Annotated in this window: 18 protein-coding genes and 1 other RNA gene; 9 read left to right on the top strand and 10 right to left on the bottom strand. The window is 47.1% G+C overall.

The genetic code is table 11. The features are described from left to right. Nucleotides 1–234: 234 nt before the first annotated feature. The 3 genes from AB8Q18_02735 (at nt 235) to AB8Q18_02725 (ending at nt 3,343) form a co-directional block, all read left to right on the top strand. Nucleotides 235–1,092 carry a PhzF family phenazine biosynthesis protein gene (locus AB8Q18_02735; GenBank protein XDZ51977.1) on the top strand — a complete coding sequence of 286 codons (858 nt, stop codon included), beginning with the start codon at nt 235–237 and terminating at the stop codon, nt 1,090–1,092. Nucleotides 1,093–1,324: 232 nt separating this feature from the next. Next, nucleotides 1,325–1,999: a hypothetical protein gene (locus AB8Q18_02730; protein ID XDZ51976.1), complete on the top strand. Its 675-nt coding sequence runs from the start codon at nt 1,325–1,327 to the stop codon at nt 1,997–1,999. Between the two features lie 567 nt (nt 2,000–2,566). Further along, entirely contained in the window at nt 2,567–3,343 is a 777-nt protein-coding gene (locus AB8Q18_02725; protein ID XDZ51975.1) for an ETEC_3214 domain-containing protein, read from the top strand. Between the two features lie 283 nt (nt 3,344–3,626). Here the strand turns inward: AB8Q18_02725 and AB8Q18_02720 are convergent, their stop codons facing one another. The 5 genes from AB8Q18_02720 to ssrA all read right to left on the bottom strand — a co-directional run bounded on the left by AB8Q18_02720 (nt 3,627) and on the right by ssrA (nt 8,634). Beyond that, nucleotides 3,627–5,969, bottom strand: coding sequence for an NB-ARC domain-containing protein (locus AB8Q18_02720; GenBank protein XDZ51974.1), 2,343 nt, complete (start codon nt 5,967–5,969; stop codon nt 3,627–3,629). Nucleotides 5,970–6,477: 508 nt separating this feature from the next. Then, the gene (locus tag AB8Q18_02715) at nt 6,478–6,798 is read right to left on the bottom strand and encodes a hypothetical protein (GenBank protein XDZ51973.1); all 321 of its coding nucleotides are present in this window, start codon (nt 6,796–6,798) and stop codon (nt 6,478–6,480) included. Nucleotides 6,799–6,876: 78 nt separating this feature from the next. Continuing rightward, complete coding sequence (locus tag AB8Q18_02710) at nt 6,877–7,479, bottom strand: hypothetical protein (protein ID XDZ51972.1); 603 nt, start codon at nt 7,477–7,479, stop codon at nt 6,877–6,879. A gap of 27 nt (nt 7,480–7,506) precedes the next feature. Next, the gene (locus tag AB8Q18_02705) at nt 7,507–8,043 is read right to left on the bottom strand and encodes an integrase arm-type DNA-binding domain-containing protein (GenBank protein XDZ51971.1); all 537 of its coding nucleotides are present in this window, start codon (nt 8,041–8,043) and stop codon (nt 7,507–7,509) included. A 224-nt stretch (nt 8,044–8,267) separates the two neighbouring features. Continuing rightward, nucleotides 8,268–8,634: a transfer-messenger RNA gene (ssrA, locus tag AB8Q18_02700) on the bottom strand. A gap of 138 nt (nt 8,635–8,772) precedes the next feature. Here ssrA and AB8Q18_02695 point away from each other — a divergent pair. Continuing rightward, a complete protein-coding gene (locus AB8Q18_02695; GenBank protein XDZ51970.1) occupies nt 8,773–9,240 on the top strand; it encodes a DUF1841 family protein in 468 nt (155 codons plus the stop codon). 5 nt (nt 9,241–9,245) lie between these two features. On the opposite strand, the gene AB8Q18_02690 is transcribed toward AB8Q18_02695, so the two are convergent. Next, nucleotides 9,246–9,965 carry a methyltransferase gene (locus tag AB8Q18_02690; protein ID XDZ51969.1) on the bottom strand — a complete coding sequence of 240 codons (720 nt, stop codon included), beginning with the start codon at nt 9,963–9,965 and terminating at the stop codon, nt 9,246–9,248. 237 nt (nt 9,966–10,202) lie between these two features. On the opposite strand from AB8Q18_02690, the gene AB8Q18_02685 reads away from it, so the two are divergent. Further along, entirely contained in the window at nt 10,203–11,279 is a 1,077-nt protein-coding gene (locus AB8Q18_02685; GenBank protein XDZ51968.1) for an enoyl-CoA hydratase/isomerase family protein, read from the top strand. A gap of 10 nt (nt 11,280–11,289) precedes the next feature. Then, a complete protein-coding gene (gene ppaX / locus AB8Q18_02680) occupies nt 11,290–11,937 on the top strand; it encodes a pyrophosphatase PpaX (GenBank protein ID XDZ51967.1) in 648 nt (215 codons plus the stop codon). A gap of 72 nt (nt 11,938–12,009) precedes the next feature. Here ppaX and serA read toward each other — a convergent pair whose 3' ends face one another. From serA to AB8Q18_02665, 3 genes are all read right to left on the bottom strand, one after another. Beyond that, nucleotides 12,010–13,248: a phosphoglycerate dehydrogenase gene (gene serA, locus AB8Q18_02675; GenBank protein ID XDZ51966.1), complete on the bottom strand. Its 1,239-nt coding sequence runs from the start codon at nt 13,246–13,248 to the stop codon at nt 12,010–12,012. 242 nt (nt 13,249–13,490) lie between these two features. Next, the gene (gltX, locus tag AB8Q18_02670; protein XDZ51965.1) at nt 13,491–14,879 is read right to left on the bottom strand and encodes a glutamate--tRNA ligase; all 1,389 of its coding nucleotides are present in this window, start codon (nt 14,877–14,879) and stop codon (nt 13,491–13,493) included. A gap of 552 nt (nt 14,880–15,431) precedes the next feature. Further along, nucleotides 15,432–16,640 (bottom strand): trypsin-like peptidase domain-containing protein, encoded by a 1,209-nt coding sequence (locus AB8Q18_02665; protein XDZ51964.1) that lies wholly within the window; start codon nt 16,638–16,640, stop codon nt 15,432–15,434. Between the two features lie 198 nt (nt 16,641–16,838). Here AB8Q18_02665 and AB8Q18_02660 point away from each other — a divergent pair, with 198 nt between their 5' ends. From AB8Q18_02660 to AB8Q18_02650, 3 genes are all read left to right on the top strand, one after another. Continuing rightward, nucleotides 16,839–17,678 carry a 23S rRNA (adenine(2030)-N(6))-methyltransferase RlmJ gene (locus AB8Q18_02660; GenBank protein ID XDZ51963.1) on the top strand — a complete coding sequence of 280 codons (840 nt, stop codon included), beginning with the start codon at nt 16,839–16,841 and terminating at the stop codon, nt 17,676–17,678. A 30-nt stretch (nt 17,679–17,708) separates the two neighbouring features. Then, nucleotides 17,709–18,689, top strand: a complete 981-nt coding sequence (locus tag AB8Q18_02655; GenBank protein XDZ51962.1) for a class 1 fructose-bisphosphatase — start codon at nt 17,709–17,711, stop codon at nt 18,687–18,689. Nucleotides 18,690–18,976: 287 nt separating this feature from the next. Then, nucleotides 18,977–20,251, top strand: a complete 1,275-nt coding sequence (locus AB8Q18_02650; protein XDZ51961.1) for an O-acetylhomoserine aminocarboxypropyltransferase/cysteine synthase family protein — start codon at nt 18,977–18,979, stop codon at nt 20,249–20,251. Nucleotides 20,252–20,592: 341 nt separating this feature from the next. Here AB8Q18_02650 and AB8Q18_02645 read toward each other — a convergent pair whose 3' ends face one another. Further along, a complete protein-coding gene (locus AB8Q18_02645) occupies nt 20,593–20,946 on the bottom strand; it encodes a RidA family protein (protein XDZ51960.1) in 354 nt (117 codons plus the stop codon). Nucleotides 20,947–20,948 lie beyond the last annotated feature (2 nt).

The raw sequence follows: 20,948 nt of genomic DNA, 5'->3' as shown, positions 1-20,948 counted from the left end.
TACGCCTTATTTCATCAACATCAACGATCAATGCCATTGACCCTCACCATTATTTAATCATACAAGAATCTAACCTGCCCCTACCAGCGTTGACACAAGCGTTCAACGTGCCAGAAACGCCCCACTTTCCCAAGTAATCCCACACAATACATCTTCAACCAAATAATCGGCGCCACCGACTGGCCATGCCACCCATGCTATAATTTTCAACCCTCAATAAAATCGGTATTCCTAATGGATATAAGCATTTATGTTGCCAGTGCTTTTAGTAAAAATCATCAAGGCGGAAACAAAGCCGGCGTCGTCTTAAATGAAGAAACATTGACGCGCGCACAGAAAATGGCCATCGCCAAACGGTTAGGCTATGCGGAAACCGCTTTTATCTCCACATCTAAAGTAGCCGATTATCAATTAACCTACTTCACCCCAAAAGAAGAAGTGGACTTATGCGGCCACGCCACCATCGGCGCCTTCACGATTCTGAAGTATTTAAACAAACTATCCGGCGACTGCCACACCATTGAAACCAACAGCGGCGTATTAACGGTGACCGAAGAGGATGGAGGGTTCTTCATGGAACAAAACCCACCCACCTTCTACGACATCATCCCAACCCAAACATTCAGCGACTGCTTTGACACCGAAGCCATAGACAGCACGCTTCCCATCCAAATTGTGTCAACGGGCTTAAAAGACATTTTAATCCCGATCAAAAGCGAAGCCCAACTACAGGCATTACGGCCCGATTTTGAACACATAAAGCGCATCAGCCAACAGCATGACGTGGTCGGCATGCACCTATACGCCTTTAACGGCGACAGAATCATCTGCCGCAACTTTGCCCCACGCTACGACATCAACGAAGAGGCTGCCACCGGCACCTCAAACGGCGCCCTCGCCTGCTATCTGCAACAGCAGCAACGCCCACAGCAAATGCGCTATGTCTTTGAGCAAGGAGAAACCTTAGCCTCGCCTTCTGAAATAAAGGTCGCACTCATCACCAACGACCAACAGAACATCACAACCGTGTCTGTCGGCGGCCAAGGTTATTACTGCGAAACCAAACATCTAGACGTAAACAGCCTTGAATAAGCCCCGACCAAAGCATTTTTAGGCCGAATCATCCGGCTCAAAAATGGCATGGCACCACAGACCAAGACAGCCCTAACAGGCTGTCTTGCTTTTACCCCTACTCTTTGCCAAGCCATCGTGCGCTGGCCCATTCTTCTTACCCCAACGCTCACTAAATCTTAACGATGGACGGTCAAAGCAGGTTGCCTGCGGACGTGGTAGCATAATTAAGAATTCTTTAGTTAGGCTGTCTATGAACGCAAAAACCTTAACCTATTGTCTCGTTTCCTGCTTAATTCTTGCCACCGCAGGATGCGCCAGCAACGTGCGCTGGAAAGCCCTTTACCCATCCAAAACGCTCACTCAAAAAATCGCCAATGACATCTACGTCACACAGTATGATGACAAGCCCATGCACGCGCCCAGCAGAGACTATGCTTCATTCGAAGCCTTTGAAAAAATCATGACCAACCCCGTCAGCGAACACACGCGGCCAGTCAGCCATGTATTGAACCTACCCAATGGCCACATCATCATTATGGGGTACAGTAAAAGCCCGCATAAATTAGGCTTAACCTCAGCGGCAAGCTACGCGCGCTTTAAACTCACTGACAAGCCCGCTTATGGTTATAAATATGTCTACGAAGGCAAAATAACTGGCTTGGGTTTTCAAGCGCAGCACATGACCATGAGCAGCGATCAACGCACGCAAATGTTATTGGCCACCAAGCCAGCAAGGCCCTATACCGTTTGGCTCTACTATAAAGACGGTACCGTAGCTCAGTTTGATTTCCTATCCTCACGCACCTCGTCTCGTCTTGGCGGTGGGTTTAAAGCCAAAAAGCTGAATCACTTTGATGGGCTATTCTGGGTGAACTATGATGACAGCAGCGACACCTTTTCGATTACAGGACCTTATAACCGCTAGAGCGCTTCTATTGAACGCGATATGGGCATACATACTTTTGTTTGCATCGAAATCATCGGTTACCGATCAGTCTATGCTCACGATAAAAAAGCCTTAAATCCGTTAAGATTTAAGGCTTTTAGATGTTTCAGCGTACTGCTGAAAAGAGTGTTTGGTGGAGGCGGCGGGGATCGAAAGAAAAATTTAACTTATAAATATCAAACAATTAAGCAAAAAACTATAGCTTTACCGCTATTTATACCGTTATTATAAAAGCAGTAATTCTGGTAGATAATATCTCCACTCATAATAACTATTTACTTTTTATTATATAAAAAATTAATAATAACCATATAATAAGCAACAATATTAAAACAACATATATTAAAAATTCGTTAATATTACTAATATAAAAGTTTATTCATATAAAAAATTAATTAAATGTTTAATATAAAGTCAACTTTTATAAAATAGACCTACATTTAAAAATTATTCCATAAACTTTAGATTTACTACTTCCTAGTAAACTACCTAATTTAGATTTTGTTTTAAATTTTTTGTATTCTGATACATTGAGGCTAATTTAGTATGTATATGCTTTTATCTTTATTTAAAAAAATTCGTGTTTTTTTAATTAGTTCCTTAAAAAGGATACTTTCAAATAGTATTGTCGCAGTTTTTTTTCTATACTTGCTCCATACTCTATCAGGGATAAATGTTTTTTGGGATACTTATAAAAATATAGAAACATCATTTTTACAAAAAAAAGCTGTAGATCATTTAGATAAAATGTATGTAGGTACATCTATTCGCTATGTCGAATCAATTTTTGGCATACCTGTTAAAGAAATTTCCTCTGAGAAAAGAAACTTAAAAGCTAGTATTTATGTGTTTGAAAATTTTTATTTACAGGTAATTTATGATCAAGATGGCACTGTTATACTATATTCTGTAACTAGTAGAAGTACTGGTTTCAAACCCCAAATCCCATATTTGAATACTAGGCTTGGTAACAAAACTTTTTTTGAATATGGGCCTAGTGAATTTATGTACTCAGCCTTATCGTCAAAGTTCTATGAGTATGCGGAGCACCATTATCTGGGATTTCCTTCAGAATATCGAAATATTTATTTATCTTTTCAACCGACTGGAGTTGAATATAAGAAAATAGATTCTTTTTCGGAAATTGGCTATTGTTTAGACGAATGTTCAGAAAAAAGTATAGAAAATTTTAGAAAAAAAAATATACCTAATACTTTTGCTGTGGGAAGTATTTTTTCTGAAAGAGATGAGGAAGCATTAGAACAATTTGGGTTAGGCGCTGATTTTTATGAGGCATTAAGTCTACCTCACCTTGTGGAATGATAAATTATTTAATATAAAATTATTAATAAATAAATCGCCCAGATATTATGGGAAACTGAAATCTATGAAGAAATTATATATTAAGAATACATTTATTTTTAAGGGGATCACCTTAAAAACATCTAAAAATTAGATAAATAATCATAGAAAGGCCACTTGAGGCGATCTCTCTATGATTTCAATGACATAAAACTATCCATATAAAAACCCTCTTGTACCACGAGGTATAGCTTTACCCAATCTCAAACGACCATGCGAACCCTATTACTACTAAAACAATTAGCTATATAGAGGGTGAGTTTTTAATCAACCATAATCTCAACACATCAACCCTTTTTAATTCACTCTTAGATATTCCATTAGCAATTCTATGCACTGTGAAATTACATTTCAATAATTTACGTCGCATATATGTATCTTTAAATCGTTTATGTAATCTATCAAACTCTTCCGACATTTGTTCTAGCATAACTAAAGAGCCTAAAAAATCATTAGCCGAAGCAAGTTTATCCGCACTTCTATATAATATTTGTATATTAATATCAAAAAACATTTTTTGAAGTTTAAGACTGGCATTTTTAATCAAATCTTTAATTTCAATAAGAATGCCCTTCGACAATTCAAACTCATGTTGAAAAAGATACGCCCTAGCTAAATAAATATTCACTATAGCACTTTCTGGATCTAATGCCTTAGCCTCAATAAACTCAGGAACAGCCTCTTCCGCACCCTCTTTTTCTAATAGAAAATAGCCATACCAGAAGTGTAACTGTGATACATTAGGGTATAGTTTTATTGACAATTCATAATTCTCTTTAGCACTATGAATATCCCCTTGTTTCTCATAATAGTAAGCTGCAACTCTAGCAACTTCAAAATAATCTGGAGCTAAAATTCGACACTGATCAAGCTCATCAAAAGCCTTATCATAATGTTCTTTATCAATTAAAGATAAGATTTCTTGCAATCTTTTAGCAATCACCCTGTCTCTTTTATTTCGTAATGTTATATGTTTATATTCATACTTATTAAGCCCCTCAAATGCCCTTTGTCTTTCATACGTTGAGCTTAATTGCTTTTTCTTCGCAAGAATTGATGATTGTAATTTAGGGGAAGGCTTATGATGTTTATTTAGGTAACTTCTACTTAGCTCAGAAAGCTGGTATATAGTTTTTATACTTGCTCCCTTAACTTCAGAGGTCTGAGAAAGCATATTTGTTGCCATTAACTCTTGTATTGTTTTTTGCAGCTTTAATGCTCCAAATTCGGTTAAAAAGTCTAATTCAGGGATATCCACATATCCGGGTGCACAAACCATTGCGGATAGTACTAACTTAGCATTTTCTGACAAATAATTATATACATTAGACATACAGAATTCCAAAAACAACTCAGAACTTTTCTGTAGTACTAATTCAGGCATAATTCCAGCTTGTACACAGTTGACAAACCACTTAATGAAACTTGGATTACAATACATCCTATTTACATACTTAAGTAATATATCTTGGTTTTGATTTGATAAGCTCTCAACACCTCTAAGTTTGGCTACAGTTCTTAGAAGCTGAGTAGCATATTTCGGCTCCATGCCTTTAAGCATGATAGGTGAGTCATACGCCCCCATACCAATTCTTGATGTAAGAACAACTTTACTACCCATAGGAAGTCCATCAATGAACATCCGAACGTTGTCGTCTAAAATAGTCTCCAAATTATCTATAAATAACAAAACTTTGTATTCCGATAAGTAATCATGTATTTCTTCTACTCGGTCATTAAGATTTTTTGCACTATCCTTAGAACCATCTTGAATCTGTGTTGAAATTGCATTAATAACACCAATAGAATCTGAGATTGCACCTTTTATATCTATAATTTCATTCACTGTAATTTGTGTTGTTTTTGAAGAAACCCAAATAATAGCTTCAAAAGGTGAATTAGGATCCTCTAATAAGTCATAAGCAACTTGTAAGGCTACAGCCGTCTTTCCTATACCCCCCTCTCCAATTAAGGAAATTACTGGAAATGCACCTCTGATACATTTCTTTTTAATTTCTTCGACTTCTTTCTTCCGCCCAATTAATCCTGTCTCATCAAAATCAGGTAATGGTAAATTATGGCTTATATCTTCGCTGTCGTATTTTATAATTTCTAAGGTAAGAACATAACTTGAATTGTCACTTAGTTTATTTAGTACATCCTCAACTTCACGCCATATATCTCTATTTTGAGATACAATATCCTTACAGAAAGTAGTTACTATCTCAAAATCTTCAACATTGAGGGGCCGTATATGCATTACTCGATTTCTAACAGGAACAACTTCTTGTAACCTATGAGTTAAGCTTTTTATGTACGAACCAACATCATCAGGTAACTCTGAAAAATTTTCATTAATAAACTGATAAGTATCTGACATATCAAAGTAATCAACAAGATCTTTCATTTCTAGATCGTCTAATTTAAAGCCTAAATCTTTAACAAGCCTTTTTTCAGCAAGCTCCCTTAACTTAGGCTTAATTTTATCAACACTCGTTGATAAATAATTATTAATAAGGTTTCTCAAATCCGACTCAACACCACCGATCAAAGCATAAAGTGTTAATCTATTAATATCATGTGACACAGTAGCATTCCTCTTTAAATTTAAATGGATAATTTATTTAAGCACTCATAATAAATAGAGTTTACATGATAAAAATATATAAATATAACTTATACATTCTTTCACATAAAAACACCCACCTTTGCATAATAATACGTAGTTTTCTATTCACTTTAAATACCCACCAGGTCCATAACACATAAGGCCGAAGCCATTGTTATAACTTGCATAAGAAAACCCTATTCTGAGGACATCGAGGGCGGGAGGGACAATTCCGTTTTTAGGGTGCGGGAAGTGAATAGGCGTTTGAATCAAATATGTCGCTTGTCACCAAACGCTCAACAATTATTTAGGGCGACTACGCTTCAGATCTGTATTGCTCTCCATGTGACGCGTGGTGATGAACCGGTATCAGCACCTTACTTTTAGGCAAAACAAAAGCCAGCCGCTTAGGCTGGCTTTTTTAATCAAAGCTGGTGACTTCTGGGTCCTACTCTATCGCTCCACAATCATCAACCCCCCCATTCAATCATTTTCGGCCACGCTTCTGGCTGCTGATCTCATACTCTTTAAACCTAAACACCTCTAAGCCCGTCACTTCATTAAAGCTCTCAAAATGCTGCTGTATCGGCCTGACCTCGTTGGCGGCGAAGATCTCGGCCGCCTTGCCAGCGTCGCCGAAGCCGCTGCGAGCCTCGGGCATGATGCTCATGAGTTGTGGGGGCACGCGATGGATGACCAGCTGGTCATTGGCTCTGAGGCGTTTGATGTTGAGGAATTCATCTTTGGCGGCGACTTCGGAGATGGGGATCAGCTTGATGCCTCCGTCTGCGCCGGCATTGGCGCGCAATAAGATGTTTTTGAAATTGCCCGCGCCTTTGGCGTTTCTGAGGTTTTGCTTGAGCTCGTCCCAGTCGTCTTGGTTGAATTAGCCGTTGGCGTAGAGGATAAAGCCGGCGTGAGAACCGTTGTCGTAGTAGCGGCGCCGAAACAGCGTGGCCGAGTGGTTGAGCTGGATGGAATGCATGGCGGCCAGATACGAAGGCACGCCGTAGACCTCTTGGCTGAGGTCGTCTTCCATGACGTGGATGACGTTTTGGCCTACCAGAGTTTCATGTTCGCTGTGGTTTTGGCGCAGGTAGACGAAGTCGTTGAGGTTGCTGTGACGGCGCATGTACAGGCTGAGGCGGTTCACAATGGTGAGGGGCTGCTGTAAGACGTTGTGGCGGATTTCCAGATAGCCGTTGCCGGTGACCACGTAGTTGTGGGCAAATTTTTTGAATTCGGCTCGCTTCAGCAGTGGCGTTTCCACAAAGGTGCTGGACAAAATATTGACCTTGGCCCGAAGTGCTGAGCCGTGGTGGATGCCGATGGCCATCAGCTTGAGCACGTCGTTGAGATTCACGGGATACTCAAAATAATGGCCGTTGTCATAGGCGGACAGATAATCCAGCCATTCATGCTGATTGATGATCTCTTCTTGGCCAAAGGTGATGAGTTCGGTGGTGGGTGCGATGCGAGTCTGGTCCATTAAATCACCTCGATGGTGTCGGTTTGGTCAAAGTTCTCGGCCAGCGGCTCTTGGGCGCATGATTTGCTTCAGCCGATTCACCTGTTCATGAGCACCACGCTGTTCAATCACTCCCAATACTGCCACTACATCTTCGGCCTTAATCTTGGTGATGGTCCTACCATTAAAACGTGACGGTATGTTGAGTTTTAAATTATTTTGGATGCGCTCAAAATACCGCGGTGTGACCTGGGTTTGCTTACGCTCCAGCCACATAGCCGTCACCGTTTCAAAGCTAATGTTGTCGCCTTCGAGGCGATATTTAGGATCTTGGCCATGGGCCAGCAAGATTCGGTATTCTGTGCGTTTTTTACGGGCATCAGCGAGACTGATTTCAGGATAACGGCCAATAGTGAGGGTATCTTTTTTCTTATCTTTACGGGTGTATTCAAAACGCCAAACTTTACGACCATTCGGCGATACCCAAAGGGCTAAGCCATAACCATCACCGAGCTTATACAGCCTTTCGGCCGGTTTCGCGTTCGCTACATCCCTTACAGATAAAGGCTTTATGAGCTTTGACATGATTTTTTAGCGGTATGTTGTTGAGGAAATTTTGGCGGTAGCTTTGTCCAATCACAAAAATACCGGCAAACTCACCCTCCACTACCGCTAAAATACCGCCATCATTATTGAGAGTCAACAAGTTTCATTGAGCACAAAAAAGAGATAAGACGTAAAAAAAACCCGAAAAACCAAGGTTTTATCGGGCTTCTTAGGTCGTTAATAAGTCTTAACGATTGGATATTTGGTGGAGGCGGCGGGGATCGAACCCGCGTCCAAAAGTCCTCTACAGAGAGTTCTACATACTTAGTCTTATTCATTTACTGCTTCTCGTCCAAAACACGCCAACAAGACAGGCTTGGTTTGAACCAGTTACCTTAAGTCTTATTCTAAGCTAAGTAACCCAGCTTAGAACCAGCCAATGTAAAATAACGTTGCGGTGAATTTGACTTCACACGGCCCATTGGCCAACCGCTGCAACGTCTAGCCTTAAGCGGCTAGAGCGTAAGTTTCGTCGTTTGCGACTATATGTATTCAGTGTTTTACGGGCATCTGAGACCCCGGTATGCCCTCTTCTGCTTTGCAACCCCTGTCGAAACCAAGATCGCCCCCAGAAAAAGTACTGTAGGCCTCTATTGTAAGCGTTTACGGGCTTTTTTACCAGCACTATCATAAAAGCCACGGGCAAGGTGGGTCGATTTGGCTTATAATCTTCTACATGCTCTTAACCCATTAGGACGTTTGTGCCCCATGTTTGACATCAATTCCCACGAAGCCCGCCAATTTTTTGCCAACGTTTGGGCCAGCCGCTTTGCCCCACACCTTGATGCGCTCCAAACACGTATTTTGGAGATCATCCTGGCCCACCCCGAATACCACGTTTATTTAGAAAAAATAGATGATTACGTGGATTACCAATGGCTGCCGGAAAATGGGGAAACCAATCCGTTTTTACACATGTCTTTGCATCTGTCGCTGAAAGAACAGGTAGGCATCGACCAGCCGTTTGGCATTGCCGATATTTATCAAAAATTATTACAAAAGTATGGCGACTGGCATCAGGCTGAGCACGCGATGATGGATGCGTTAGTGGAAACCATTTGGCAGGCACAAAAGCATGGTCAAGGCCTAGACGTAAATAACTACATGACTCATTTACGTCGTTTGGTAGACTTAGGCCAAGAAGACAATGCCCGCCTGAACCCACACGAAGTTTAAAGCCGCTACACGCTAGCTGCGCGACCGTATACCAACAGTCGACCACGATAGGGCTGCTGATTCACAGGCTCCGTTAGGCGAATGTGCTCCTCAAGATCAAAGCCATGATCGGTCATGGCACGGGTGAGCTGGTTGTGATAGCCACGATTAGGGTCAACCACCCATACGGTACAGTTCGGTGCGGCAAATTGCTGAATAAAGTCGGCCACTTTAACGGCGCTGCCCGGCTCATACAGCACATCGCTGGCCATAATATGGTCATAATGGCCGGTGAGGATAGGCGCATTGGTGTCGACTAGGCTAGGTTTGGGCACATCGCCCCACTGGCCATGCTTAAACCGAATACGGGGTAAGTGATTCAGCTCGGCGTTGACGTTCAAAAACTGACCGGCCAAAGGATGGCGGTCGCTGGCCGTGATGTCATGGCCCAATAGCTGGGCAGTAAGGCTGGCGATGCCTAAGCCGCAGCCAATTTCCAAGATTTTACTGTTGGGGCAGATGGGCCGCTTGATGATTTTTAAGGCCAGCTGAATGCTGGAGGGCCACAATAGCCCAAACAAGGGCCAGGCGGCAGAGCAAATGCCTAAACGCTCTGCTTTTTGATCGGGATCGTAAAACTGCTGTTGATCTAAGAGTGATTGAATCGTCAACAGCCGTTCACCGTCGATTTGAACCGACTGCTGTCGGGTTTGATAGGCGGTCGTACTCAGGGACGCGGTTTGCATAAAGCCTCCTAAACGTATGAAACACAGCCTACTATCGCAAATTATTGAACATAAAGCGAATTTTTAAACCAAATAACGTAAAATAATAAATATTAATTGAGACAACAAGTCATCACTCATGCTGCGACATCAGAATCACAAACTCGCCCCAATGTGATGAAACCCTTTATCGGCCCTGGATAAAACCATTGCCCGAAATCAATAACCATAACAAGACTGCGACAGGAGACGCGACCAATGAGCCAAGATTACGTACATTACGACATTATAGATGCCCAAGAGGGCCGTTTTGCCCTCTTAACCTTAGACAACAGCAGTCGCCTCAACGCCCACACCACCAAAATCGTGCGCGAGATGCATGCCTATCTGGACCAAATTGCCGTCGACGACAGCATCCAGTTTGTGCTGATCCGTGGTGCAGGCGAGCGGGCATTTTGTGCCGGCGGCGACATTCGTGCCGTGCGTGACGGCATTCTCAGCGCCACCGAGGAGCGCAACGATGGCTGGACGTTTTTCACCACGGAATATCATTCGGTTCGTCGCTTGCGCAGCTACCCTAAGCCCATCATCAGCTTTGCCGGCGGCATCGTCATGGGCGGCGGCGTAGGCGTGATGCAGGCTTCGCGCTACCGTATCGTCACTGAAACGACGGTATTCGCCATGCCCGAAAGCTTAATCGGGCTGTTTGCTGATGTGGCCATTGTTTATTTCCTTAGCCTATTGCCTAAACCACTGGGCTTATTCCTCGCCTTAACCGGTGCTCAGCTGCCGCCACAGTCGGTATTGAATCTGAATCTGGCCGACTTTTCCTTGCCGCAAGAGGGCTTTACCCAGCTGACGGACATGCTAAAAGCGGGTAAATGGCACGCTGACGGCATCGACAAACAGCTCAACCTCAGCCTGCACCAGCTCACGCGTACACATGCCGTGGCCTTAGGCGACGACGTTACCGCCGACAGCCTGGCCATTTTACAGAGCTTAATCACGCCAGACTTTCAGCAAACGCTGACCAATCTCAACGCCTATGCCCAAGACGGCAGCCACGCTTGGATTAAGCAAGCCTGTGCCAATGTGGCGCAATGCTCTTTATACAGTTTAGCCCTGCACTGGCTCTACTTCACTGAATACCAGCCCATGAGCTACCATGCGGCCTCGGACACTGACTTTAAGCTGGCGCGCGCTCAATGCCAGCCCAACAGTGACTTTGTCGAAGGCGTGCGCGCGCGGATGGTGGATAAAGACTATGCGCCGAAGTGGCGCTGGCAAACGCCAGACCAAATTGACTGGGCCGAGCTCAGAGCCCTATTTGAATAAAGGCCCAGCCATGCAGATTGACACCGTTTTGTTTGATTTTGATGGCACCTTGCTCAACAGCAATGAGCTGATTGCTCAGTCTCACCTACACGTACTCAATCATTATTATCCTGGCCAATACAGCCGCGAGGCGGTGCGCCTATTCAACGGGCCGCCGCTACGCAGCGTCTACGAACAGCTAGACCGAGTTCGAGTGGATGAAATGTTGGCGCGCTATCGCGACTTCAGCCACACCCATCACGATGATTGGGTGACGCTGTTTCCCGATGTGATCGAAACCCTCAAGGCGCTGCGCCAAGACGGCAAGAAAATCGCCATTGTGTCCACCAAGCTCAACCCCATCCTAGAGCGTGGCTTGGCTCTGTTTGGGCTTCGTGATCACGTTGACGTGGTCATCGGCGGCAGCGACTGTCAACACCACAAACCAGATCCAGAACCCATTCAACGAGCGTTACAAGCTTTAAACAGCCAGGCCGAACACAGCGTCATGGTGGGCGACAATTGGCAAGACATCGCCAGCGCCCACAATGCCGGGGTGAAAAGTGTCTTCGTGGCCTGGTCGGAAAAGACCTTGCTCGATCTTCAACCCCATTCGCCCGACCACATGATTGACAGCATGTTGGCGCTGGGCCAATGGCTAAAGGCCAGGCCAAGCTAGCCTGCTGCAAACCAAAAAAACCGCTGCTGCCCCACGGGACAACAGCGGTTTTCTACCATGATGTTCAAGCCATCAATACAGCAGGCGGCATTTGAGCGTGCCGTCTAAATGCTTCATGTCTTGATACAGCGCTTCGGCATCCTCGATGCTGCAAGATACGTCCAATACCACATAGCCAATGTCGCCGTCGGTTTGTAGATATTGGGCATTGATGTTCATGTCGGGATAGTGAGACACGAAGTTGTTCAAAGTACGCAGAATACCGGGCACGTTGGTGTGAACGTGCAGCAAGCGATGGCTATTTGGATCGCTGGGCAACGACACTTCAGGGAAGTTAACCGCCGACAGGGTTGATCCATTATCAGAATAACGCACCAGCTTCGCCGCCACTTCAACGGCGATGTTTTCCTGCGCCTCCACCGTTGAGCCACCGATGTGGGGGGTCAGCAACACATTGTCTAGGCCGCGCAGCGGCGATTGAAACTCATCTTGATTAGACTTAGGCTCGACGGGGAAGACGTCAATGGCGGCGCCTGCCAACGTCCCGCTTTTAATCAAGGCGGCTAAGGTGTCTAAATCCACCACGGTGCCGCGTGAGGCATTGATCAACATAGCCCCCTTTTTCATCTGGCCTAGGCGCGTGGCATCAAACAGATTGCGGGTGGTCTTGTCTTCTGGCACGTGTAGGGTGACGATGTCGGCCACCTTCAATAAGGCCTCTAAAGTCGGCATCGGCCGCGCATTACCTAAAGTCAGCTTGGTCTCTACGTCGTAGAACACCACATTCATGCCTAGATTTTCTGCCAAAATCCCCACTTGGGTACCGATGTGGCCATAGCCGACGATGCCGATGGTTTTACCTCTCACCTCATAAGAACCGGTGGCTGATTTCATCCAGCCGCCACGGTGGCTATGGGCATTTTTATAGGGAATGCCACGCATCAACATAATGCTTTCGGCAATGACCAATTCGGCCACGGAGCGAGTATTCGAATAAGGGGCATTAAACACAGGAATGGCCCGCGCCTGCGCCGCAGCCTTATCCACTTGGTTGGTGCCGATGCAAAAACAGCCCACGGCCAATAGCTTAGGCGCTGCGGCAAACACTGCCTCGGTTAATTGAGTCCGCGAACGAATGCCGATGATCTGCGCCTCGGCAATCGCCTCCATAAGCTCCGGCCCTTCTAAGGCCTTAGGGTATTCCACCACGTGGGTGTAGCCTTCTTGCTTGAAATAGTCGACTGCCGCAGCATGGACGCCTTCAAGCAAAACAACTTTAATCGCTTCTTTGGGATAAGACGTTTGTTTCATTTGGGTTAAACCTCTACTGTGCTCACTGTCCCACTTCGCCATACTGGGTCAATGAAGGGTTAATAAGTCTTGGGGCGCACACCGAGCTGCACGCTCCACCTAAACGCATCGCGCTTCGCCATCACGGCCAAGGCGCTGCCAGATATTGCTGCCTTAAATAACCAACAGCCCCTAAAACCTTAGGGACAAAAAAAACCTGCACTGCATGGTTGCGGTACAGGTTTGAATGGTGTTTTGGGGTTTTAGCCGCGCATACGGGCCAGAACTTCGTCTTTACCAATCAATGCCAGTACCGCATCGACCGACGGGGTTTGGGAGGTACCACACACCAAGATGCGTAGCGGCATGCCTAACTTGCCCATTTTGATGTCTTCTGCATCGCAAAACGGTTTGAACTGGTCGTGGATGGCCTCAGCCGTCCAATCGTTGACGCCGGCCAAAACGTCGGCAAAGCGCAGCATACGCTCATGGGCTTCATCAGACCAATGCTTGGCCAATTCAGCTTCGGTGGGCGTGGCTTTACGGTAGAAGTATTCACAGGCCACGGCCAATTGATTGATGTCTTGCGCGCGCTCTTTCACCAAGGCCACCACTTCCGCCAAGGCAGGCTGCTGAGTCTCGGTGATGCCGGCTTCGGCCATGCGGCCCTGAATTAAACCGGCTAAGCGATCATTGTCAGCGGCTTTGATGTGCTGGGCGTTTAGCCACAACAGCTTGCTTTGGTCAAAGCGGCTAGAAGATGGGCTGACGTCTTTTAGGTCAAACCAAGCCACAAACTGCTCCATGCTGAAAAACTCATCGTCACCATGGCCCCAGCCTAAACGCGCTAAGTAATTCAACATGGCTTCAGGCAAAATGCCTTGACGTTCGTAGTCCACTACGCTGACGGCATCGCGACGCTTAGACATTTTAGCGCCTGACTCATTCAGAATCATGGGCAAGTGTGCATATTCAGGCAAGGTTGCGCCCAAGGCTTTTAAAATATGGATTTGCTTCGGGGTATTATTGACATGATCGTCACCGCGAATGACTTGGGTAATGCCCATGTCCCAATCATCGACCACCACGCAGAAATTATACGTAGGTGAGCCGTCTGGGCGCGCAATGATTAAATCGTCTAATTCTTTATTGTCGAACTCGATGGTGCCTTTCACCAAGTCATCCCAAGCGATTTTGCCCGTCATCGGCATTTTAAAGCGCACCACCGGCTCAACATCGGCAGGAATAGTCGGCAGGGCTTTACCCTCTTCTGGGCGCCAACGACGATCGTAGGCAAAATAATGCTGGCCAGCGGCTTCTTGCTCTTGGCGCATGGCTTCTAGCTCTTCTTTGGAGCAATAGCAATGGTAGGCATGACCAGAGGCCAGCAGCTGAGCAACCACCTCTTTGTAGCGGTCAAAGCGTTGTGTTTGGTAAAAAGGGCCTTCATCATAATCCAAACCCACCCAATGCATGCCGTCCATAATGGCTTGAACCGATTCCTCGGTTGAACGCGCTAAGTCAGTATCTTCAATACGCAAGACAAATTTGCCCTGGTTTTTACGGGCATAGGCCCAAGAAAATAAAGCAGTACGCACGCCACCAATGTGTAAAAAACCCGTTGGACTAGGCGCAAATCGAGTACGAACCATGTTCAAACACCTTTAATTTATTTAATCTGTTAAGCCTCCATTGTACGCCTTCCGCTCCCTCAGGGGCAATTGCACAACCGTCATCTAGGCATAAATTTTTCATTAATAATGCTTGACAAAACCTATTTTCATCTAAAAACCACAAACTTATGCACCGCTGGTCGTATCCGATCACATCCACCCTTAGGTTACGCCAAAAAAACTCATTGACACTTTTAAAATAACAGTAACCATTTGAAATAAAACAAAAAAATAAAATGGGCGCTTTTTTAATCAATCACAATCATCCCTTTAGTTATAAAGGCCTTATCCGGGCAAACCTACTTTAATCCACAAAGTTATCCACAGCTTTTGTTAATAACCTTACAACCCCTAAGCTTATCAGTGATTTAATCACCTTATCGCCTGCTTGAGCCGCCATGATTGACTGACTTAAAACGCCCATCGCTGCGTCAACGTGGCCCAATGACAAAATTGAAGGCTAAGATTTTTAAGCGCCAACTTGACCTAAGCCAAAGCATATGCTGCCACGGCCTCTCTCTTTAATAAGTTTTAAGGCATGCTTGGCGCTGTAGCGGCCGGCGGCGGCGCCACCTGTATGCTCAAGGTCAGCGGCTGCCCCTGGCGCAACACGCCAACATCTAGCCGAGTGCCGATGGGCACGCTGCTGATTTGGGCCCGAAAAGCAGCAAAACTGGGCACGCTCTGACCATCCACGCTCACCACGACATCGCCTGCCCGCATGCCGCCATAGGCTGCCGCCGAACCGGACAGCACCTCGGTAATAAAGCCCCCTAGACGCTGATCTAAATTAAATGCTTGCACCATTTCTTGGCTGACTTCTGTGCCGACCACGCCGATGACGCCACGCCTCACCTCACCATAGCGGCGCATTTGATCGGTTAGGTTTTTCACCATATTACTTGGGATGGCAAAGCCAATGCCGATATTGCCACCACCAGCCGCCAATATCGCCGTATTGATGCCAATAAGCTCTCCCGACACATTGATTAAAGCCCCGCCGGAGCTACCTCGGTTAATGGCGGCATCGGTTTGAATAAAATGCTCATAACTTTGCCGCCCTAGACCACTACGTCCTAAGGCCGATACAATCCCAGACGTCACCGTGCTGCCTAGGCCGTAAGGATTGCCAATGGCCAAAGCATAGTCACCCACGCGTAATTGATCAGAGTCGGCCAGCCGAATCGCCACCAAATCAGCCGCTTGATTAATCTTCAGCCAGGCCAAATCTGAACCGAGATCCTGCCCTACGAGCTGAGCCTCAAAGCGACGCCCGTTCAAGAGCTCAATCTGTATGCGCTCAGCCTGATTCACCACATGATAGTTGGTCACAACATAGCCCTCGGCCGCATCAATAATGACGCCGGAGCCTAAACTACGAAACCTTGGCCCAGCCACCCGCTCTGGCTCGGGGCAAATCGGCGTATTATAGAGCGCCCCACCTTGTTGACACTGGGACGCATTTGGGCCCAGTAAAGGCGCGCCAGACTGCGCTTGCACGCGCTCGACTCGCCGACCTGCAACCTCGATACTGACCACGGCCGGCATCACCTGGGCCAGCATCGGCGCCAAACTGGGCAGCTCCTGATCCATCATTAGCGGCATGGGCGCAGCGGCCAGCGCCGCCGGTGCAACCACCGCCATATTGCCGCCCAACCGTACCCCCAAGCCAAGACCGCCGCCGATGAAGGCCAGCGACATCATCATGCCCACCCATAGCCGCAATCCAGAACGTTTCATCACCCTTCCCTCCCTCACCTATAGCACACCATTTATGATTTTAGCATAATCATAAAAGCCTGGCGTCTTGCCATTCAAATAAGTCGCCAACCTTGTGCCTCAGCATGACTTAATGACAACAGCTCAAGTCGCTACGCTTTAATTTAGCCAAAAGTTCATGGCTAAGGTAAAATATGGGTTTTATCAGTGGCGTTCCTCATGCTCAGTTATCGTCATGCTTTTCATGCCGGCAATCATGCCGACGTTTTAAAGCATTTATGCTTGAAACTTGTCTTGGATTACTTTAACCAAAAAGACAAGCCGTATTGGTACATCGACACCCACGCCGGCGCGGGCCTATACGATTTAGAATCCGCCTATGCGCAAAAAACCGGCGAACACAGCGTCGGCATTAGCCTACTGCAGCAGGCCGCCCAACTACCGCCCGCCTTACAAGATTTTGTGGCCCTAACCACTCGCTTTCAAACCGAGCATCCTTGCTATCCAGGCTCGCCTTTAGTGGCCAATGCTCTGCTGCGAGAGACCGATAAGCTGCGTCTGTTTGAACTTCACCCAACCGATAGTCAGCACTTATTGGCCAATTTTCGCGGCGCTGGTCGCCGCACTCAGATTAAAATTGAAGATGGCTTTAAAGGCCTTATCGGGCTTTTACCGCCCCCAACCCGCCGTGCAGCCGTGCTGATTGACCCGCCTTACGAACAAAAACAAGACTACCAGCTTGTCGTCGACACGCTAAAAGATGCCCTTAAGCGTTTTGCCAGTGGCTGCTATATGGTGTGGTATCCCTGCCTGAGCCGAGCCGAAAGCAAAAAGCTACCTGAAGCGCTCAAAAAGCTGTCGCCGCAGCAATACCTTCAGGTTGAGCTGCATGTCAGCAGCCCCAGCATGGATGGTTTTGGGATGTTTGGCAGCGGGATGTTCATCATCAATCCACCCTACCAGCTCCAACAACAATTACAGTCCTTGATGCCACAGCTAACCAAGCTATTGGCACAAAACGCCGGGGCCAAATACGTGCTGCAAGCGCAGATTAACTAATACGATTACCTTTATTGACAGGAATTCATCATGCAAAACATCAGCCTAAACGATTTTTTGGCCCAACATGCAGCCACCCACCAGCTGCCTCAAAACCTCATCGACCTCATGCTCAGCATCACTGAAGCCTGCGGCCACATCAATGACAAAGTACGCTTAGGCGCTTTAGCGGGCATTTTGGGTGAAGCCGGCACAGGCAACGTGCAGGGCGAAGACCAAAAGAAACTCGACGTCATGGCCAACACCTTGATCATTGATGCTTTAAGCGCCAATGCGGCGGTGGCTGGCTTGGCTTCTGAAGAAGAAGACACCTATGTAGCCGGCCATGCCGACGGCGAATATCTAGTGTTGTTTGACCCACTTGACGGCTCGTCCAACATTGACGTCAACATTTCTGTGGGCACCATCTTCTCTATTCTGGCCCACCCTAAAGGCAGCGCCTTAAGCACTGAAAGTTTCTTGCAAAAAGGCAGCGACCAAGTGGCTGCAGGCTATGTATTGTATGGCCCTCAAACCCAATTGGTGTTCACCTTAAAACACGGCGCTTTTGTGTTCACCCTCAACGCTGACAACGATTTTGTGCTGACCCAGCAAGACTTACGCATTCCCGAGCACACGCAGGAATTCGCCATTAATATGTCGAACCACCGTCATTGGGATCGTCCGGTTCAAGACTATGTGGGCGAGATGCTGCTGGGCGCCGAAGGCCCACGCGCCAAAAACTTCAATATGCGTTGGGTGGCCTCTATGGTCGCCGAAGTACACCGTATTTTGATGCGCGGCGGCGTATTCATGTACCCACAGGACAAGCGCGACCCAAGCAAGCCCGGTAAGCTACGCCTAATGTACGAAGCCAACCCAATGGCGCTGATCGTGGCTCAAGCTCACGGCCAAACCACCAACGGCGCAGTTGACATGCTGTCTATCCAACCTGAAGGCCTGCATCAACGGGTACCGGTTTTTCTGGGCTGCCCAGAAGAAGTCAGCTTGGTGACCGCCAAACACGGTTAAGCCTTATGCTGTTAAAAAGCCACAAAATCCATGATTTTGTGGCTTTTTTGTGTCTATTACACATCATTTAGGCTAAAAAATAGACCATAAAATACATTTTTAGCTTTTTTTCTCACATTTCCTAGACTTAATGCCATATTGTCTTAAAAGCCCCCCTTTAAAACGCTATTTTTGTGTTTATTTAGATTTCTAGCCATTTAGACGGCCATATGTTTAAAATTCGTGTTAAGGTAGAGTCATCAATATGTAATGCCCAACACAACATAAAATCGTGGAGAATAACCATAATGAAACCAGAAACCATCGTTTTACATGCAGGCTATAGCCCAGACCCAACCACTAAATCAGTGGCGGTGCCAATTTACCAAACCACCAGCTATGCCTTTGACAATACCCAGCACGGTGCCGATTTATTTAACCTAAACGTCGCGGGCAATATTTACACCCGCATCATGAATCCGACCAATGCCGTGCTAGAAGAGCGCTTGGCCCAGCTTGAAGGCGGGATTGCCGCCGTGGCCGTGGCCAGCGGCATGGCTGCAATCACCTACGCCATCCAAACCTTGGCCGAGGCTGGCGACAATATCGTGGCCATCTCCACCCTATACGGCGGCACGTTTAACCTATTTGCCCACACCCTGCCCAAGCAAGGCATTGAAGTGCGCTTTGTCGACGCTAAAAAACCTGAAGACATCGCCACCTTGGTGGACGCCAAAACCAAATTGGTTTACTGCGAAAGCATCGGCAACCCTGCCATTAACGTTGTGGACATTCCAGCTTTCGCCGAAGCGGCTCACGCCCACGGCCTACCGCTGGTGGTCGACAACACCGTGGCCACGCCCTTAATTTGTAACGCTTTAGCGCTGGGCGCCGACATCGTGGTGGAATCGCTCACCAAATACATCGGCGGCCACGGCAACAGCATTGGCGGCGCCATCATCGACGGCGGTAAATTCGACTGGGGCAAACACGCCGAACGCTTCCCTGCCTTGACCACGCCTGACCCGTCTTACCACGGCGTCAACTATCACGAACACTTTGGCGCCGCCGCCTTTATCGCCCGTGCCCGCGTGGTGCCGCTACGCAACACCGGCGCAGCCTTAAGCCCATTTAATGCCTTCTTGATTCTACAAGGCTTGGAAACCCTGCCGCTACGCCTAGAACGCCATTGCGACAACGCCGTGAAAGTAGCCCAATACCTAGAAGCACACGACTTAGTGTCTTGGGTGAACTATCCAGGCCTAACCAGCAGCCCAGACTATGAGTTGATTCAACGCGACTTCGGTGGCCGTGCCTCTGGCCTATTGAGCTTCGGCATCAAGGGCGGCATCGAAGCCGGCGGCAAATTCATCGACGCCTTACAGTTGATCACCCGCTTGGTGAACATTGGCGACGCCAAATCATTGGCCTGCCACCCTGCTTCCACCACCCATCGCCAGCTAAATGAAGCGGAATTGAAACAGGCCGGCGTGAGCACCGACTTAGTGCGCATCAGCGTGGGCCTTGAACACATCGACGACATTTTGGCCGACATTGCCCAAGCGCTAGCAGCGGCAAAATAAGCCCGATAGACCCAAAACGAACGGCCCTGATTAAACATCAGGGCCGTTTTTTATTGGTTTGGCCAGTATGGCTTCAACTACGGTGATTGTTTGTAGGCTAAAAAAAGAAGAGCCAAAAGCCATGATCACGCCGTAGGGTGGCGCCAAGCGAAGCGTGCCCACCGAAATGAAGCAATGCTCAAGCACATCCACATGGATCGCAGCCTACCCTCTGCCTCGCGGCCTGCGGCGTCATCGCCGGCAAACGTAAACTGAGCAGCACAGCAGGGCTTAAAAGGGAACGCCCACAAAAAAGCGGCGCCGAACTAACGTTCAGCACCGCTTTAATCACCATCAATAGCTTATTTCTGTACCGCAGTCACCATGATTTCAACCAACACGTCTGGGCGGGCCATTTCAGCCTGTACCGCAGCACGCGCGGGGCTGTGGCCTAGCGGCATCCAAGCTTCCCAAACGGCATTAAACGCAGCAAAATCGCGCGCCATGTCTTTGATCCAAATTTGAGCCGACAAAATACGGGTTTTGTCGCTGTTGGCCTCTGCCAACAAAGCGTCGATCTTAGCCAAAACGTCTTCTGTTTGGGCCGTCACGTCCACGCTTAAATCAGTCGGCACTTGGCCAGAAAGGTAAACCAAACCACCGTATTCAACGCTAGCGGCCAAACGGGCTTGAGGGTTATTGCGTTTGATTGTCATTG

Source organism: Neisseriaceae bacterium CLB008 (genome assembly GCA_041228285.1).
Taxonomy (GTDB): Bacteria; Pseudomonadota; Gammaproteobacteria; order Burkholderiales; family Neisseriaceae; genus JAGNPU01.
The sequence above is the reverse complement of the archived record's forward strand: the minus strand, read 5'-3'. Positions and strand labels throughout refer to the sequence as shown.

Excerpts from the sequence above, each read along its gene's own strand:
- AB8Q18_02655 (XDZ51962.1), top strand. The coding sequence starts at position 17,709 with ATGCAAAACATCAGCCTAAACGATTTTTTGGCCCAACATGCAGCCACC.
- AB8Q18_02710 (XDZ51972.1), bottom strand. The coding sequence starts at position 7,479 with ATGGACCAGACTCGCATCGCACCCACCACCGAACTCATCACCTTTGGC.
- AB8Q18_02695 (XDZ51970.1), top strand. The coding sequence starts at position 8,773 with ATGTTTGACATCAATTCCCACGAAGCCCGCCAATTTTTTGCCAACGTT.
- AB8Q18_02660 (XDZ51963.1), top strand. The coding sequence starts at position 16,839 with ATGCTCAGTTATCGTCATGCTTTTCATGCCGGCAATCATGCCGACGTT.
- AB8Q18_02645 (XDZ51960.1), bottom strand. The coding sequence starts at position 20,946 with ATGACAATCAAACGCAATAACCCTCAAGCCCGTTTGGCCGCTAGCGTT.
- AB8Q18_02665 (XDZ51964.1), bottom strand. The coding sequence starts at position 16,640 with ATGAAACGTTCTGGATTGCGGCTATGGGTGGGCATGATGATGTCGCTG.
- AB8Q18_02690 (XDZ51969.1), bottom strand. The coding sequence starts at position 9,965 with ATGCAAACCGCGTCCCTGAGTACGACCGCCTATCAAACCCGACAGCAG.
- AB8Q18_02725 (XDZ51975.1), top strand. The coding sequence starts at position 2,567 with ATGTATATGCTTTTATCTTTATTTAAAAAAATTCGTGTTTTTTTAATT.
- AB8Q18_02735 (XDZ51977.1), top strand. The coding sequence starts at position 235 with ATGGATATAAGCATTTATGTTGCCAGTGCTTTTAGTAAAAATCATCAA.
- ppaX (XDZ51967.1), top strand. The coding sequence starts at position 11,290 with ATGCAGATTGACACCGTTTTGTTTGATTTTGATGGCACCTTGCTCAAC.
- gltX (XDZ51965.1), bottom strand. The coding sequence starts at position 14,879 with ATGGTTCGTACTCGATTTGCGCCTAGTCCAACGGGTTTTTTACACATT.
- AB8Q18_02730 (XDZ51976.1), top strand. The coding sequence starts at position 1,325 with ATGAACGCAAAAACCTTAACCTATTGTCTCGTTTCCTGCTTAATTCTT.
- AB8Q18_02650 (XDZ51961.1), top strand. The coding sequence starts at position 18,977 with ATGAAACCAGAAACCATCGTTTTACATGCAGGCTATAGCCCAGACCCA.
- AB8Q18_02685 (XDZ51968.1), top strand. The coding sequence starts at position 10,203 with ATGAGCCAAGATTACGTACATTACGACATTATAGATGCCCAAGAGGGC.
- AB8Q18_02705 (XDZ51971.1), bottom strand. The coding sequence starts at position 8,043 with ATGTCAAAGCTCATAAAGCCTTTATCTGTAAGGGATGTAGCGAACGCG.
- serA (XDZ51966.1), bottom strand. The coding sequence starts at position 13,248 with ATGAAACAAACGTCTTATCCCAAAGAAGCGATTAAAGTTGTTTTGCTT.